The organism is Natronosalvus vescus, assembly GCF_023973145.1.
Taxonomy (GTDB): domain Archaea; phylum Halobacteriota; class Halobacteria; order Halobacteriales; family Natrialbaceae; genus Natronosalvus; species Natronosalvus vescus.
The window spans coordinates 2,182,138-2,197,081 of sequence record NZ_CP099546.1; the positions used below are offsets into that span (position 1 = coordinate 2,182,138).

At 64.1% G+C, this 14,944-nt stretch carries 17 protein-coding genes and 1 tRNA gene; 10 read left to right on the forward strand and 8 right to left on the reverse strand.

The features are described from left to right. Positions 1-86 precede the first annotated feature (86 nt). Together NGM68_RS10345 and samp2 are read left to right on the forward strand one after the other, a co-directional pair. A complete protein-coding gene (locus tag NGM68_RS10345) occupies positions 87-1,178 on the forward strand; it encodes a bactofilin family protein (RefSeq protein WP_252698049.1) in 1,092 nt (363 codons plus the stop codon). 92 nt (positions 1,179-1,270) lie between these two features. Beyond that, positions 1,271-1,495: a ubiquitin-like small modifier protein SAMP2 gene (gene samp2, locus NGM68_RS10350; RefSeq protein ID WP_252698050.1), complete on the forward strand. Its 225-nt coding sequence runs from the start codon at positions 1,271-1,273 to the stop codon at positions 1,493-1,495. Between the two features lie 170 nt (positions 1,496-1,665). Here samp2 and NGM68_RS10355 read toward each other — a convergent pair whose 3' ends face one another. Both NGM68_RS10355 and NGM68_RS10360 read right to left on the reverse strand, forming a co-directional pair. Further along, positions 1,666-2,343: a class I SAM-dependent methyltransferase gene (locus NGM68_RS10355; RefSeq protein ID WP_252698051.1), complete on the reverse strand. Its 678-nt coding sequence runs from the start codon at positions 2,341-2,343 to the stop codon at positions 1,666-1,668. Between the two features lie 90 nt (positions 2,344-2,433). Further along, positions 2,434-3,348 carry a DUF6159 family protein gene (locus tag NGM68_RS10360; protein ID WP_252698052.1) on the reverse strand — a complete coding sequence of 305 codons (915 nt, stop codon included), beginning with the start codon at positions 3,346-3,348 and terminating at the stop codon, positions 2,434-2,436. 136 nt (positions 3,349-3,484) lie between these two features. Here NGM68_RS10360 and NGM68_RS10365 point away from each other — a divergent pair, with 136 nt between their 5' ends. From NGM68_RS10365 to NGM68_RS10395, 7 genes are all read left to right on the forward strand, one after another. Beyond that, on the forward strand, positions 3,485-3,865 hold the full coding sequence (locus NGM68_RS10365) for a RidA family protein (RefSeq protein WP_252698053.1): 381 nt from the start codon (positions 3,485-3,487) through the stop codon (positions 3,863-3,865). A 6-nt stretch (positions 3,866-3,871) separates the two neighbouring features. Next, positions 3,872-4,138: a DUF7981 family protein gene (locus tag NGM68_RS10370; protein WP_252698054.1), complete on the forward strand. Its 267-nt coding sequence runs from the start codon at positions 3,872-3,874 to the stop codon at positions 4,136-4,138. A 71-nt stretch (positions 4,139-4,209) separates the two neighbouring features. Then, positions 4,210-4,291 (forward strand) — tRNA-Ser (locus NGM68_RS10375). A 234-nt stretch (positions 4,292-4,525) separates the two neighbouring features. Then, complete coding sequence (locus tag NGM68_RS10380) at positions 4,526-5,110, forward strand: metalloprotease family protein (protein WP_252698055.1); 585 nt, start codon at positions 4,526-4,528, stop codon at positions 5,108-5,110. A 104-nt stretch (positions 5,111-5,214) separates the two neighbouring features. Further along, positions 5,215-6,081 carry a TIGR01548 family HAD-type hydrolase gene (locus tag NGM68_RS10385; RefSeq protein WP_252698056.1) on the forward strand — a complete coding sequence of 289 codons (867 nt, stop codon included), beginning with the start codon at positions 5,215-5,217 and terminating at the stop codon, positions 6,079-6,081. A 99-nt stretch (positions 6,082-6,180) separates the two neighbouring features. Next, positions 6,181-7,731, forward strand: a complete 1,551-nt coding sequence (locus NGM68_RS10390; RefSeq protein ID WP_252698057.1) for an FAD-dependent oxidoreductase — start codon at positions 6,181-6,183, stop codon at positions 7,729-7,731. A gap of 86 nt (positions 7,732-7,817) precedes the next feature. Beyond that, complete coding sequence (locus tag NGM68_RS10395) at positions 7,818-8,402, forward strand: L-threonylcarbamoyladenylate synthase (protein WP_252698058.1); 585 nt, start codon at positions 7,818-7,820, stop codon at positions 8,400-8,402. Between the two features lie 53 nt (positions 8,403-8,455). On the opposite strand, the gene NGM68_RS10400 is transcribed toward NGM68_RS10395, so the two are convergent. Beyond that, the gene (locus NGM68_RS10400) at positions 8,456-9,199 is read right to left on the reverse strand and encodes a CRISPR-associated protein Cas4 (RefSeq protein WP_252698059.1); all 744 of its coding nucleotides are present in this window, start codon (positions 9,197-9,199) and stop codon (positions 8,456-8,458) included. 111 nt (positions 9,200-9,310) lie between these two features. Beyond that, positions 9,311-9,901 (reverse strand): conditioned medium-induced protein 4, encoded by a 591-nt coding sequence (locus NGM68_RS10405; protein WP_252698060.1) that lies wholly within the window; start codon positions 9,899-9,901, stop codon positions 9,311-9,313. A gap of 177 nt (positions 9,902-10,078) precedes the next feature. On the opposite strand from NGM68_RS10405, the gene NGM68_RS10410 reads away from it, so the two are divergent. Beyond that, positions 10,079-12,226, forward strand: a complete 2,148-nt coding sequence (locus NGM68_RS10410) for a (Fe-S)-binding protein (RefSeq protein ID WP_252698061.1) — start codon at positions 10,079-10,081, stop codon at positions 12,224-12,226. A 23-nt stretch (positions 12,227-12,249) separates the two neighbouring features. Here the strand turns inward: NGM68_RS10410 and NGM68_RS10415 are convergent, their stop codons facing one another. The 4 genes from NGM68_RS10415 to NGM68_RS10430 form a co-directional block, all read right to left on the reverse strand. Next, positions 12,250-12,681 carry a type II toxin-antitoxin system VapC family toxin gene (locus tag NGM68_RS10415; protein WP_252698062.1) on the reverse strand — a complete coding sequence of 144 codons (432 nt, stop codon included), beginning with the start codon at positions 12,679-12,681 and terminating at the stop codon, positions 12,250-12,252. Next, on the reverse strand, positions 12,678-12,956 hold the full coding sequence (locus tag NGM68_RS10420; RefSeq protein ID WP_252698063.1) for a hypothetical protein: 279 nt from the start codon (positions 12,954-12,956) through the stop codon (positions 12,678-12,680). The genes NGM68_RS10415 and NGM68_RS10420 overlap by 4 nt, the downstream gene beginning before the upstream one ends. A gap of 55 nt (positions 12,957-13,011) precedes the next feature. Then, complete coding sequence (locus NGM68_RS10425; RefSeq protein WP_252698064.1) at positions 13,012-13,728, reverse strand: type 1 glutamine amidotransferase; 717 nt, start codon at positions 13,726-13,728, stop codon at positions 13,012-13,014. Between the two features lie 304 nt (positions 13,729-14,032). Continuing rightward, positions 14,033-14,839 carry an alpha/beta fold hydrolase gene (locus NGM68_RS10430; protein ID WP_252698065.1) on the reverse strand — a complete coding sequence of 269 codons (807 nt, stop codon included), beginning with the start codon at positions 14,837-14,839 and terminating at the stop codon, positions 14,033-14,035. Positions 14,840-14,944: the final 105 nt, after the last annotated feature.

The following is a 14,944-nucleotide window of genomic DNA, read 5'->3' on the forward strand; positions in this document are numbered from 1 at the left end:
TTTTCACGTACTCTCGGTGCGGATGATCGTTCCTCTCGGGTGGAACCACCGTCGCATTTTATTACCGAGATAGGTGTCCGTTCAGTATGTCACCTCATTCACACCTCCGCCAGTTCCTCGTCACGCTCGTCATCGTGGCGCTGGTCGGGGTCGCGCTCGCGCCGGGAACGGCGCTGGCCCAATCCCAAACGGGTACCGGTGGCAACGTCGTCGTCGAAGCCGGCGAGACCGTCGACGAGGTCAACGCCTTCGCCGGAAACGTCCGTATCGAGGGCACCGTCACCGGGGACGTCAACGCCGTCGCTGGCAACGTCGTCGTCGAAGACGGTGGCGAGGTCGGTGGCGACCTCAACGGCGTGGCCGGCACCATCGAGATCCATGGCCACGTCAGCGGCGACGTCGCGGTCGCCGCCGGCACCCTCGAGGTCGGCGAAACCGGGACCGTCGACGGCGTCCTCGAGGCCGGTGCCGGGACGATCGTTCTGGATGGGACGATCGCGGGCGACGTGACCGTCGGTGCCGAGGTCATCACGCTCGGGGAGACGGCGGTGATCGAGGGCGACCTCCGGTACGACGGCGACCTCGAGGGGAACACGGACGCCGTCGCCGGCGACATCACGCGCGACTCGACGCTCGGCGTGGATCTCGCCCCGGTGATCGTTCCCCTCGCGACCTGGGTGGCTGCGGCGTACGCCCTGGCGGCGAATCTGCTTCTGGGGGCCATCCTGCTCGCGCTGTTCCCGCGGTTTTCCGACGGCGTGGCGGCCAGGGTGGCGACCGATCCGCTTCGAACGGGTGCGATCGGACTGGTGGCGCTCGTCGGCATCCCGATTCTGTTGGTCGCGATCGCGATCACCGTCATCGGCATTCCGATCGCGCTGGTTGGGATGCTCGCGTTCGCCCTGTTCGTCTGGGTCGGGATCGTCTACGGCCGCTTCGCCGTCGCCGCGTGGGCGCTCTCGCTGATCGACGTCCGCAACCGCTGGCTGGCCCTCGTCGTGGGATTGGTCGCGGGCGCGTTCCTGACGCTCGTGCCGATCGTCGGCTGGTTCCTGAACCTCCTGATCACCGTGCTCGGTCTCGGCGCGCTCGCGGGTGGGCTGGTCGCGCACCGCCGCCGTGTCAGTCAACCAGAGTCGGATACAGGTGTCACCGAAGCGGCGTCAGGGCCACGGTAAGGTCACGCCGACGCCACGAGATGCCCGACCCTCGATGACGAAGACGGCTGAGCGACGCGCTCAAGTGCACTCGAGGGCAACGACGCGTAGGAATGTCCACTCGCGTCACCGTCGACGTCAAAGGTGAAGGGGTGCAGGAACTCGCGTTCGAGTCACTCGAGGACGACGGCGAGGTGCCCACCTACGCGGACGCGCTGGCCGCCGTCGATCTGAGTCCCCACGAGGTGAGCGTCCTCGTCGACGGCCGTCCGGTGCCCGAGGATCAACCGATCGACACCGAGACGATGACCGTGTTGCGGATGATCAAGGGCGGATAGCGACCTGCTCGAGGCTGTTCGCGTTCGTGATTTCCTTCCCTCGAGTCGTCGCTGTCTCTCGTGACTCGAGTCACAAATTCTGTCGTAAAATGTTACCAAATCTGTAGTGTTTACTTTAGAAACTATAGTATAGACCATACCCAGTGTTTGTCGCCGTTTGAGCCCACTCCTCACCCCTCGAGTCGTGCCTCGAAGAATGTCCAGGGGGCGTCATCGTCGCCATCCTCTCCATTGCCGTTATCGTCGTCCTCGTCAGCCCGATCAGTCGCCAGCGAGGACGGGCCGCCCCACACGTCGACGATGGAAAACCCGGCGTCCTGCAGGTGTGCTCGCGCCTTCTCGGGGCCGGCGATGTCCCACTGCATGTGCACGCCGCGCTCGAGCCAGTCCGGGTTCTCGCCGACCCACTCGGTCGTTCCCTCACAGAGCAGGACGCGACCACCGGGGCGCAACACCCGGGCGAACTCCTCGAGAACCGTCGGGTGGTCGTCCATGGGAACGTGGATCAACGACCAGTAGGCGACGGCCGCGTCGAACGACTCGCTCTGGACGGGGAGCGAGGTCATATCACCCTGCGCGAGCGACGCGTTGGGGGCGTTCGCCGCCGCCAGCTCCAGTTGTACCCGAGAGAGGTCGATTCCGACGGCACTCACGTCCGGGTCGTCGCTCAGCCGGGTGAGAACGGGCCTGCCCGGCCCGCAGCCGGCGTCGAGAACGAGCGCCTGGGCGGGCAGCGACTCGAGAAACGGCTCGAGCAGTTCCATCCCGAGGTCCGACGTGGATCGTTCCTCGAGGTACCCGTCGGCTAACTCGTCGTACGCCCGGCGAATGTCGTCGATATCGACCATCACCGGTGGGTCGGACGCCTGTTAGTTAACGTTGTGGCCGGTGTGGTATCCGTTGGCAACCTGGGTCTCGAGGCGGAAGACGATGAGCGGTCAGTCGTCCATCCGAACACTCGCCGCGTCCGCTCGACCCGGCGTCGCCGACTTCTCCGTGCGGCCGCCGAGCGTCTCGAAGTCGAAGTTCTCGAAGTCCTCGGGCGTTTCGCCCTCCACGGCGTAGACGTACAGCGCCGTCTTGGCGATCCCCCAGACGGTCTGGTTGAGCAGGTAGGCGGTGACGAACGCGCCGCCGACGAGGAAGATGCCGAGGACAATCCCCGGCCCGGGGAACACTGCGGCCACCGGAACGGAGACGACCAGCGCGAGCGCCACCATTCCGATGCCGAGCAGGCCGACGATCAGGGTGATCCCGAAGCCGGCACCGATGGTCTCACCCCAGGTCTCCTTGAACGCGCTCCCACTCTTTTTGAACATCGAGGTCACCGAGACGTCCTCGAAGACGATCACGGGGACGATCAGGAACGTCATGATCGACCAGCCGACGGCGAACAGCGTCCCGAGCAGTGAGGCGATCGGATTGTCGGCCTCCTCGAGCGATTTCAAGATGATACTGACGGTTGCAGCGATCGCCGACCAGACGATGATCGGCCCCAGTCGATCGTTGATGGCTCCCATGCACTTGCGAATGCCGGGCTCTCGCCCGTGAAACGCCTCGTTCGCGCCGTAGACTAACGCCGCGGAGAAGTAGGTGCTGAAGAACGTGGTAACGAAATAGAGGCCGAAGAGGACGACGTACTCGAGGCCGCTGCCGACCAGATTCGCGACGAGCAGGGGAACGAAAAACAGGACGAAAAAGAAGAGACTCGAGAGTCCGGCGAGCAGCGGGAACACCACGAGCTTCGGATGGTGGCGAATCACACTGAAGCTGTCCTTCGTGAGCGTCCACCCGGTTTTGAAGCGATCCACGATACCGATCCCACCTGACGTTGATCGTGTCCCCAGTGACATATGACACTGATAACGAATAACGGGTAATTAAGTGTTTATCTCGAATAAGATGTCACTCGCTCCGGTGGGATCTGACGCTGACGTAGTCGCTTCCGTTTCGCCGGTTTTTAAGTCACCCTGGCGAATCTCTCCGCGTATGAAGCGCATTATCAGCACTGACGACGCACCCGCCGCCGTCGGCGCGTACAGCCAGGCGACGACCGACGACTCCCTGCTCTTTACGGCGGGCCAGATCCCGCTCACCCCCGATGGCGACCTGCTCGACGACGAACCGATCGCCACTCAGACCGAACAGTCCCTCGACAACATCGAGGCCGTCCTCGAGGAAGCCGGAGCGACGATGGACGACGTCCTGAAGGTGACCGTCCTGCTCGCCGACATCGAGGACTTCGAGGCGATGAACGAGGTCTACGCGGGCTACTTCGGCGACGAACCACCGGCCCGGAGTGCGTTCGAGGTCGCGAACCTCCCCAAAGGCGTCGGCATCGAGATCGAAGCGATCGCCAGCCTCGAGTAGTCGTCCGTGGACGTTCGCGTGAAGTCGGCCCTCCTTTGGGGGGCCGTCGGGTTCATGGCCTTCCTGGTGCTCGTCCAGGGGTACGCGCTCCTCCGGGAGCCGCTGGTGTCGATCACCCAGGGGTTCGTGGTCGCGGTGCTCGTCGGGATCGGCGCAGCGGGCGCCGCGTACCTGCTCGAGCACCGGATCGCGGCGTGGTCTGCCGCCCGTGCTCGCGCTGGGGATCGTAATGGCGATGGCGATGGTGATGGTGGTAGTAAGAGTGCGAAATGAGGACACGGCGCTCGGTACCGCCGACGCCTATACGTAACAGTTAAACGACCGACCCGGTTATGCTCGAGTGAGCCAGGATGGCCGAACGGTAAGGCGCACGCCTGGAAAGCGTGTTCCCTTTCGGGATTCAGGGTTCAAATCCCTGTCCTGGCGCTATCGTGATTTCACACCCTGGGAGCGGCGCGTAGCGACGCGAGCAATTCGAAATCACGAGGCGCGATACACGGGGATTTGAATCAGGGAGGTCGCACGGAGCGAGCAACGCGAGCGAGTACGTCCGACCGTGGTTCAAATCCCTGTCCTGGCGTCTTCTGCGAAGAATAATCGTGTGGATCGCGGAACGTCCAGAAACCATACCATTACAACCCACCGCTCGAGAGCCAGCGTATGCCACTCGGTGCCCACCTCTGGAACCTCCTGACTGCCCCGGGCGTCGTCGTCCACGAGTTCGCACACAAACTTGCCTGTGACATGACTGGTGTCCCCGTGACGGAGGTCGCGTACTTCAGGCTGGGTGACCCGCCGGGATACGTCCGACATCACGAACCGTCCCGGTACCTGACGTCGTTTGCTATTAGCGTCGCCCCGTTTTTCGTCAACACCGTGATCGCGAGTGCGCTGTTCGCCGGCTGCTGGCTCCTCCTGTCGACGCTAACGACTGGGCCGCTCGAGCCCACCCTGGCGCTGCTCGAGACGCTGCTCGCCGCCCCGCGTGAGATCCTGGGCGGTACGATCGCGCTCGCATGGGTTGGATTTGCCACGGGACTGCACGCCTTCCCGAGCACCGGCGACGCGAACACGCTGTGGACGCGAACGCGCTCGGAGTGGCGAACCGCGCCGCTCGTCATCGCGGGGATTCCGTTCGTCGTTCTCATCTACCTGGCCAACCTGCTCTCGTGGGCCTACGCCGACGTACTGTACGCGCTGGGGCTCGCCATCGCCACGTTCGTACTCGTCGGAGCGGTCATCTAACGCGTCAATACGGAGTCGATAGTCGTCTATCGCGCTAACGCGATCGTCAGACGCACCAACGCGGAGTCGATACGTCCATACGGGTGGCCCGCCACGCTTCGCCCATGAACGCAGACGCCGTCGTCCTCGACATCGACGGAGTGGTAGTCGACGTCGCCGACTCCTATCGCCGGGCCATCGTCGAGTCCGTCGAGCGAGTGTACGACCGGACGATTCGCAAGGAGGACATTCAGCTGTTCAAGGACGCGGGCGGGTTCAACAACGACTGGGAACTCACCTACGCCGCCGCGCTCTACGTGCTGGCCGCCGGCGAGGGCTACCAGCAGTCGCTCGAGACCTTCACCGATGCCATCGCCGCCGAAGGCGGGGGGATCGAGGCCGCTGAAATCGTCGTCCGAACGGAGATCGGTGCACGAGCGACTGAGCGCGTCCGTCGCCGCTGGGATCGCGAGAGCCTCCGGGACGTCTTCCAGCAACTGTACCTCGGGAGCGACCTGTACCGAGCGCTCGAGGGCAGCGATCCCGACATCGAGTGGCGGGGGTTCATCCACGACGAACCGCTGTTGCTCGACCCCGACACGCGGGACGTCCTCACTGGCCGCTACGAAGTCGGCGTCCTCACGGGTCGTCCGGCCGCCGAGGCCGACATCGCCCTCGAACGTGTGGGGCTCGAGGTGTCGGCCGATCACCGGTTTACGATGGACGACTGGGAGGAGGGCAAACCACACCCGCGCGCGCTGCGAACGCTCGCTGAACGATTCGACGCCGACACGATCGTCTTCGTGGGGGACACCCTCGACGACGTCCGAACGGCGGTCAACGCGAGCGAGGTCGACCCCGACCGAACCTACCACGGCGTCGGCGTCCTCACCGGGGGGCTGACCGGCGACACCGGCCGGGGAAAATACGACCGTGAGGGTGCCGCGGCCGTCCTCGAGTCGGTGAACGAGTTGCCGTCGTTGCTCGAGTGAGTTGTTGTGGTGCTGATGGGGGGCCACCACCATCGAACCTGACTGTCCACGCAGGATCGCCCACCTGTTTTTTGCCCGTTGGCACCGCATTCGTGACCCATGTCCGGTGAGTTCACGCGCCGCGTCGACGAACTACCTGGGGAACCGACCTCGCCGTGGCTGGCGACAACGCCCGATGCGGCGTATCCCGCGCTCGAGGACGACCTCGAGACCGACGTCTGCGTCGTTGGCGGCGGTATCGCCGGTCTCTCGACGGCGATCGAACTCCGTGACCGGGGGCTGACGGTTGCTGTGCTCGAACGCGACCGCGTCGCCTGCGGAACGACGGGGAAGTCGACGGCGAAGGTGACGAGTCAGCACGGCCTGTGCTACGATTCCCTTCGACAGCAGTTCGGTCGCGACGCGGCCAGCCAGTACGCCACGGTCAACGAAGCCGCGATAGACGCGGTCGAAGCGCGGGTCGACGAGCTCGAGATCGATTGCGGGTTCGAACGCCAGCCGGCGTACTGTTACGGTGACAATCCCGACGAGTTGCGCCGGGAGACTGACGCCGCTCGGGCGGCCGGCTTACCTGCGTCCCTGGTTCGGTCCGTCCCCCCGTTCGAACGGGCGATGGCGGCCGTCAAGTTCGACGACCAGGCGTGGTTCCACCCACGGGCGTACCTCCTCGGGATCGCCGAGGCCCTGCACGAGAACGACGGGGCACGGATCCACGAACGGACGCGCGTCACATCGGTTCACCCGGGGAACCGGCCCCGCGTCGAGACCGAAAGTGCGTCGGTGACGGCTGATCACGTCGTCCTCGCGACCGGGTTCCCGCTCCTCGACCGGGCGGGCTATTTCACCCGGCTGTATCCAAAACGATCGTACGTCCTCGGCCTACGAATCGGCGTCGAGCCACCCGAAGGGATGTACTACCGGGCGGACGACTCCTATCACTCCGTACGATCCCACCGCGATGGGTCGGGGACGCTCCTCCTCGTCGGCGGCGAACCGCACAAGACAGGACAGGGGGGCTCCACGGCCGAACGATACCGACGCCTGCTTCGGTGGACCCGTGATCGCTTCCCCGTCGAGTCCGTCGCCTACCGCTGGTCGACCCAGGATTACGTCTCGGTCGATCGGCTCCCGTTGATCGGCCGTGCCGGCCCAGGCGCACGGAGCGTCTCCATCGCGACCGGCTTCGGTGGCTGGGGGATGACGTCGGGAACCGCCGCGGGTCGTCTCCTCGCCGATTCCATCGCGGGAGATGAGCCACCGGCGCTCGAGCTGTTCGACCCGCTTCGGTTCACCCCGAAAGCGTCGCTGTCGAAGGCCGTCACCGAAAACGCCGACGCGGCGAGCCAGTTCGTCACGGACTGGGTTCGGACGCTCGTTTCGCCCGACACGTCGGCGATCCAGCGAGGTGAGGGTCGAGTGCTTCGTGAGGGCCCTAGACCGATCGCCGCGGCACGGGACGACGACGGCGAGTTACACACTCGCTCGGCGGTTTGCCCCCACACCGGTTGTCTCGTCGACTGGAACGACGCGGAGTGTACCTGGGACTGCCCCTGCCACGGCTCCCGATTCGAGCCCGATGGGACGCTGCTCGAGGGGCCGGCAACGTCGGATCTCTCGTCGGCGCGAGAACTGGAATCGGAACGGGATTGAGCAACACGGGAATCGCGAGCGCCCGGGGATCGCTCGAGACCAACGCGGTACGTTTTTGCTCCCCACAACCTGACGGTGGTGTACGTATGAGCGATCTCGGGCGAGCGGCCACGGCGATTCGAACCGGCGAGGCCGTCGTCTATCCGACCGAAACGGTGTACGGCCTCGGTGCAGACGCCCTCGACCCCGACGCGGTCGAACGCGTCTTCGAGATCAAGGGCCGGGATCGATCGAAGCCGATCTCCCTCGCCGTCCCCTCGGTGCCGTCGGCGCTCGAGTACGTCCGCGCGAGCGACCGCGAACGCCAGTTCATGGCCCGGTTTCTGCCCGGTCCCGTGACGGTGCTCTGTCGCCGCCGCGAGGTCGTTCCGGACGTCTTGACTGCCGGTGGCGACCGTGTCGGGATTCGGGTGCCGGATCACCCGCTCGCGTTGCGCCTCTGTGAACGGGCGGCGACGCCGATCACGGCGACGAGCGCGAACGTCAGCGGGAGCGGGAGCGTCCGACACCACGCGGATCTCGATCCGTCGGTTCGGGAGGCCGTCGCCGTCGTCCTCGAGGCTGGGGAAACCGGGGGTACCGAGAGCACCGTCGTCGACGTTTCTGCCGGGACGATCCATCGACGAGGCGCACACGCCGACGAGATCGAGGGCTGGCTGGGGGCTCACTGAGGTCTGTATCGATTCTCGAGTACCGTCGGCGTTGTTTGATCATCGATACGGGCCTACCCGAACCCGAGCAACGAACGGAGACTCCGCGTCCGTACCCCGCAGGTGTCGGCGTACGCACAGGCCGAGCACTTCTCCCGGTTCGAAATACGTGGTGGCGGGCCATCGATCTCGGCGACGGTGCGAAGCGCCCGGCGGTACTCGGCCTTCCGACGGGTCGTCATCGGCACGTGGCGAATCTCGCCGTAGGCCGGATACTCGAGCCACGCGCCGCCGACCGGCCGCTGGTGTTCCCAGGCGAGCGCCTTGGCGGCGGCGACGGCGTGGACGCGCTGTGGCTTCCAGACGCCTTGCTCGGGTGGGCGTCCGGCCGACACGAGCACCGGTTCGAGGGGGTCGTGAAGGATTTTGTGAACGATGCCGCGACAGTCCCGACCGGTAACCAGCGCGTCGGTTTTGGTCGGTTCACACAGGTCGTTCCAGCGATTTCGGTCGCTCTGGTCGTCGGTACGCGTGGCCTGATCGGAGGCAGGCGATTTCCCCGGCGTCTCGGTCTCGAGCGAGGAGAGCCGATCCCGCGTTCGAGACAGCCTGGCTCTGTACACCGGGGCCTCGAGTTCGATCGGTTCGGCCTCGAGAGCGTCGTCGCTCGCGGCGAGCAGGTCGGGATAGCGCGTGGCGAGGTTGCGGACGGTGGCGACCCGTGCCGGCGGCTCCCGATCGGGATCGCGGCGGGCGTAGTACAGCTTCCGCGGACAGTACGTGGCCATCCGAAGATCGCTGAACGCGACGAGGGACATGGCCCGTCTGGCCCCGTCTTCATATATAAACCGTCGGCTCGAGTATAGTCCGCCGGCTCGAGGGCGGTCGAACGGCAGTGGCGGGAACTCGTGGTGTCCCGTCGAGTCGAATTAGAAGGAGACGTCCGTTTCCATGCCCTCGGTCGCATCCTCGAGCCCGTCCTCGCGAACGTCCGTCGCCATCCGGGAGGCGAGATCGGCGTCAGCCAGCAGGCTGTCGAACTCGTCACGGTAGCGATCGTTCGCCGCTCGCGACTCCTCTTTGGCGGCGGCGACGAGCCGATACCGGCGGATCGTCTCCGGATCGACGTCGTACTCCGTTGCGATCGTGGCGTCGTCCTCTTCGCGTTCGCGGATCGCGACGAGGTCGACCTCGTCGGCGTCGCCCTCGTCGACGAGGTGGAGAGCCCGGCGAGCCTCGAAGATCGTTGATTCGGGGACGCCGAGTTCTTCGGCGATAGTGGCGTCGCTCTCGCGGTCGTAGTACCGTTTGGCGACGGTTCGGAGTTCGTCGTCCGACAGCGGCGTCTCGAATCCGTACCGCTCGCGCATCTGGTGGATGAGCGTCCCGAGGCGCTCGTCGACGGTTCGCTCGTCTTTCTCGAGCGATCCCCGGGTGTCTTCCTGGGATTCGGTGACCGTGTCTTCGCCGTCGGTGACGCTGGTGAAGATGTCTCGAAGTTCCTCGGTTTTCTCGTTCATGAGTGCACACTGGCGACGGGCGGCTATTTAAGCCTGTTGCCAGATAGCGTCGGTCGCGAACACCTCACTTGCCCGAACATAAACTCACAACCAGGTTCTGATTCCCGGAAGAGGGCGACGGGGTCGCTACTGGGGCTTGTGACAAGAGTTAAGTAGCGTCTCGCCACGTCATAGTACATGATAGTTGTAGCGCAGTCGGAGGTGACACGGGAGACCTACTACGGGATCTCCTCGGTGGAGAAAGTCCTGTTTTACTTTCTCGCCGCCGTCGCAATCCTCGTCTTCCTGTACGGTGTGTACGCGCGCTTCGCACGATACGCCGAGGGGGACGCCGACCCGTTCGCTCGCGTCAACGCCCTCCCGAGTCGGGTGGTCACCGCGGCGAAGATCGTCCTGACCAACGAGAAACAGTTCAATCGCGACCTCTACGGCGGCTTGATGCACGCATTTATTTTCTGGGGCTTTCTCTCACTGTTTATCGCGACCTCGATCCTCGCTTTCGACGAGTACGCCTACGGGCTCGTGACCGATACCTCGTTCTGGTACGGCGACTTCTATCTGGCCTACCAGTTCATGGTCGACGCGATGGGCCTGCTGTTCGTCGTCGGGATCGGGATGGCGATGTACCGACGCTACTGGGTACGCAACCACCGTCTGTGGGGGCGTCACACATCCTTCGAAGACGATCTGTTCATCTGGCTGCTCTTCATCCTCGGCGTCGGCGGATTCGCCCTCGAGGGCGTTCGGATTTACGCGACGGGGATGCCCGAGTTCGAGGTCGTGAGCTTCGTCGGCTGGGGGATCGCCATGTCGCTCGCTGCACTCGAACCGATGGGAATGACCGAATCGCTGGCGGATACGTTCCACTGGTGGCTCTGGTGGTCTCACTCGATCTTCGCGCTGTTTTTCATCGCGTGGATCCCCTACGCCAAGCCGTTCCACATACTCTCGTCGTTCGCGAACGTCGTCACTCGAGACGAGAAAGCGGGTGCGCGTCTCCCCGGCGTTCCTGCCGACCTGGACGCGACGAACGCAGAGTCTATCGACGACTTCACCTGGAAGGAGATGCTCGACCAGGACGCCTGTACCAAGTGTGGCCGCTGTTCGTCGGTCTGTCCGGCGAAAGCGTCGAATCGGCCGCTCGATCCACGGGACGTCATCCTCGACCTGAAAACCTACCGTGAGGGCCTCGACGACGGCGCGGAACCGAAGCCGATCATTGCCGACGGCGGCACTTCGGTCATCGACGCAGAGACGATGGAGTCCTGTATGGCCTGCATGGCCTGTATGGACGCCTGTCCCGTCGAGATCGAACACCTCCAGTCGTTCACCCGACTCAACCGCCAGATGGTCGACCAGGGCGACGTGAAATCGAGCATGCAGGACGTCTTCCAGAACGTCATGCAAAACGGCAACACGTTCGGCAACTCCCCGCGAAACCGCGGCGACTGGGCAGAGGAGGTCGACGTCGAGGTAACCGACGCCCGCGAAGAAGACGTCGAGTACCTCTGGTACGTCGGTGACTTCCCGAGTTATGACGAGCGCAACAAGCAGGTCGCCCGTTCGCTCGCGACGATTCTCGACGCCGCCGACGTCAGCTTCGGTATCCTCTTCGAGGACGAGAAGTACGACGGCAACGACATCCGCCGTGTCGGCGAGGAGTTCCTCTACCTCGAGCTGGCGGGCCACCACGTCGAGTCGTTCGAGGCCTGCGAGTTCGAGAAGCTGATCTGTACCGACCCGCACAGCTACAACACGTTCAAAAACGAGTACCCGGAGGTCGACTTCGCGGAGTTCGCGGACGACCCGATGATGCCGTTCGAGTACGACGAGTACTGGAACCAGGACGGCTCGGTCGAGGTGCTCCACTGGACGCAGGCCGTCGAGGAACTCGTCACCTCGGGGGGCCTCCCGCTGTCGGGCACCGAACTCGACTACACCGTCACCTACCACGACCCGTGTCACCTGGGACGGTACAACGACGAGTACGAGGCCCCGCGCGAACTCGTGACGGCCACTGGCTGTGAGCTCTACGAGATGCCACGCAACCGCGCGGACTCGTTCTGTTGTGGTGGCGGTGGCGGCGGCCTCTGGATGGACTTCGAAGAGGAGCCAAAGCCCAGCGAGGAACGCCTCCGGGAGGCGCTCGAGGACACCGACGCAGGCGCTGCAGTCGAAAAATTTGTCGTCGCATGCCCGATGTGTATGACGATGTACGAAGACGGCCGCAAGACCGGCGACTTCGAGGACGAGATCGAAATCGTCGACGTCGCCGAACTCATCGTGGAAGCGCTCGGAGAAGCGGAGACGGCGGGCCTCGAGTGAAGGTTCACAGGGGATTCGACTGTTTATAAGGTGTCTGGATCGATTCGATCGACGATACCGTCGAAGTCGTCGTCGAAACTCAACACCGCGTCGATATCGTATTCCCCGAGAAGCGCAATTGTACTCGCGTCCGTGAAGCTCAGTGCGTGGTCGTTGTACCGTTCGAACGTTCGAACAGACCGATCGAATTCCTCGGCGGAAACGAACAGTAGGTCGATCAGCTCGGGAAACTGCCCCCGTCCGGCGATCCTGTCACCGACGATTCGAGCCTCGCGGTACGTTCCAGTTCGTTTTCGAACCAGTGTTACCGTTTCGTCGTACACATAATCGCTCGTGTATAGCGCACCGAACTCACCATCTATCGCCGTTTTCATCGCATTCGTCGCGCTCTCGTGGTGTTCGTCACGCTCGTTTTGAAGTGCGACGAATACGCCAGTATCTATCAGCAGACTCATTCGCCGTAGAGAACGTCGTCAATTTCTTCCTCAGTCGTCTCGATTCCCCAGTCAGAAGTCCCCGACAACCACTGATCGATCTCCGCTTCTGACGGCGACTCGAACTCGTCACGAAACGAATCGATCAGCGCAGCTTTCGATTCGTACGTCTCCGATACAATTCGCTCGAGCAACGCCTGCTGTGTGACGTTCTTCCCCGTCTCGAGACGTATTTCGGCCTGTAGTTCCTCGAGGCGGGATTTCGTCCGGTCGGTTACTTTGACCGATGTACTCATGGTGGCTAGTAGAACGTGCTACTGAGAAAAGTGTTCTCCCAGATTCTCCGGGCACCTACACTGAGACGTCTCGAGCCCCGTCCGCAACCGCATTCCTCTGCAGTTCGCGGACGTACTCGGTAAAGTTCTCGAAGACGAGGCTCGCCGGTCGCGTCTTCGCGTGATTCTCGTCGGTGACGTCGGCGAGCAGACGCTCGCGGGTCTCGTCCTCGAGTTCCTTGTTGTGCAGCAGTTTTCGCATCGTCGCCTGGTCGAACTCGGGGTGGAACTGGACGCCGAACACCCGGCCTGCTCGATAGCCGTGGTTCGAGTACTCGTTTTCGGCGATGGGCGTCGCCCCCGGTGGCAGCTCGAGGACGGCGTCGGAGTGACTCGTGTAGGCGGTGAATCGACTGTCGATGCCGTCGAACAGCGAGGAGTCGCCGGTGTGTTCGATCTCGCTGTAGCCGACCTCGTACTCGCCCATGTCGTCGACGGCGCCGCCGAGGACGTCCGCGAGCAGCTGGTGCCCCCAGCAGACCCCGAGAAACGGAATGTCGCGGTCGATCGCCTCGGCGACCCACTCCTTCGCCGGTTCGATCCACGGTTCGTCCCAGTACACCGAGGCTCTCGAGCCCGTGATGACGACGCCGTCGTAGGCGAACGTCTCCGGGAGGTCGCCGTCGGTGATGTCGAACTCAGCGAGCGACGCGTCGAGTTCGCGCCGAAAGTTCCGTCGCGTCTCCTCGCCGTCGTAGGCGGCGTTGAGCAACGCGAGTCGCACCTGTGTCATTGGTGGTTCCAATACGCTCCGGACAGTAAGCCCTTGTGACCTGCGGGCTATGAACGGACGACCAGGGAGGTGTCTCGAGGCTCAGGGCAGAGGGGACTGTGACGAACGAATGCGAGTACCAGTCCAGTTGAAAATGACGCGGGGAATGGTGGTGGTTGGTGGTGATTGTGAGGGCGGAACGGACTGCCAGCCGACGATCAAATCGACAGACGGTTGCCCCCAACCCCGCGCGGCTGAAGGAAGGTATCGAGTGAGCATGAAGCCACCGGTAAATGTCAAATTCTATGTATACGAATGCCGTCCGTCACAACGACTCCCGTTGCGATTCGAGGAATCCAAATAACCGATCACTGACGGTTCTCGAGTGTTCGACGTTCGCGAGGTGACCGGCCCCCTCGAGGGGAACGAAGGACCCTCGTGGCAGCCCGCGAGCGAGGTCGCGACCGGCCGAGTCGGGAACGCGTTCGTCGGCCATCCCGTGGAGCACCTGCGTCGGCTGGGTCACGTCGACCAGCCAGTCGCGGGCGTCGAATCCCGAGAGTGCCCCGCGTTGAGCGTGAAAGCCCGCAGGCGTGGCGTCACCCTCGAGCCGCCAATCGACGATGCCGTCGACGACGTCGGGGTGGCGGTTCCGAAAGTCGGGAGAGAGCATGGCTGCGGTGGAACGACGGACGTCGTCTCTATCGTACTGATCACTCGATTCGACATCCTCGAGCGGGGCTCCCATGGGCTCGAGGTCGTACGCCGATTCGTGGGCCGCCGTCCCGATCAGCGTCAGCGTTTCGACGCGGCTCGTTCGGTGGGCGGCCGCGAGCGCGATCGCCCCACCCAGGCCGAGGCCGACGACGTTGACCCGTCGAGCACCGACGGCCCGGCAGACGGCCTCGAAGTCGCTCACGAGCGTCTCGAGCGCGTACGGGCCTCCGGGGGCGTCGGATCGCCCGGTTCCACGCAGATCCCAGATGACCGTTTCGAAGGGGCCGGCGAGAGCGGCGTGTTGCCAGCCCCAGAGCCAGCCGCCGAGTCCCGCGTCGGCGATAAAAACGATCGGCGGCCCCTCACCGTCGACGCTGTAGTAGAGTGACGCGCCGCGGTTCGTCACGGTTGGCATACGTGACTCGAGGACGGCCGGCCTGACGGGCCTTTCGGTCTGGGTGAGCGGCTTTTTGCTTTCGTCTCCGCACGGTGGCCCGTCCGGTGGGGTCGTCGCCGTTCC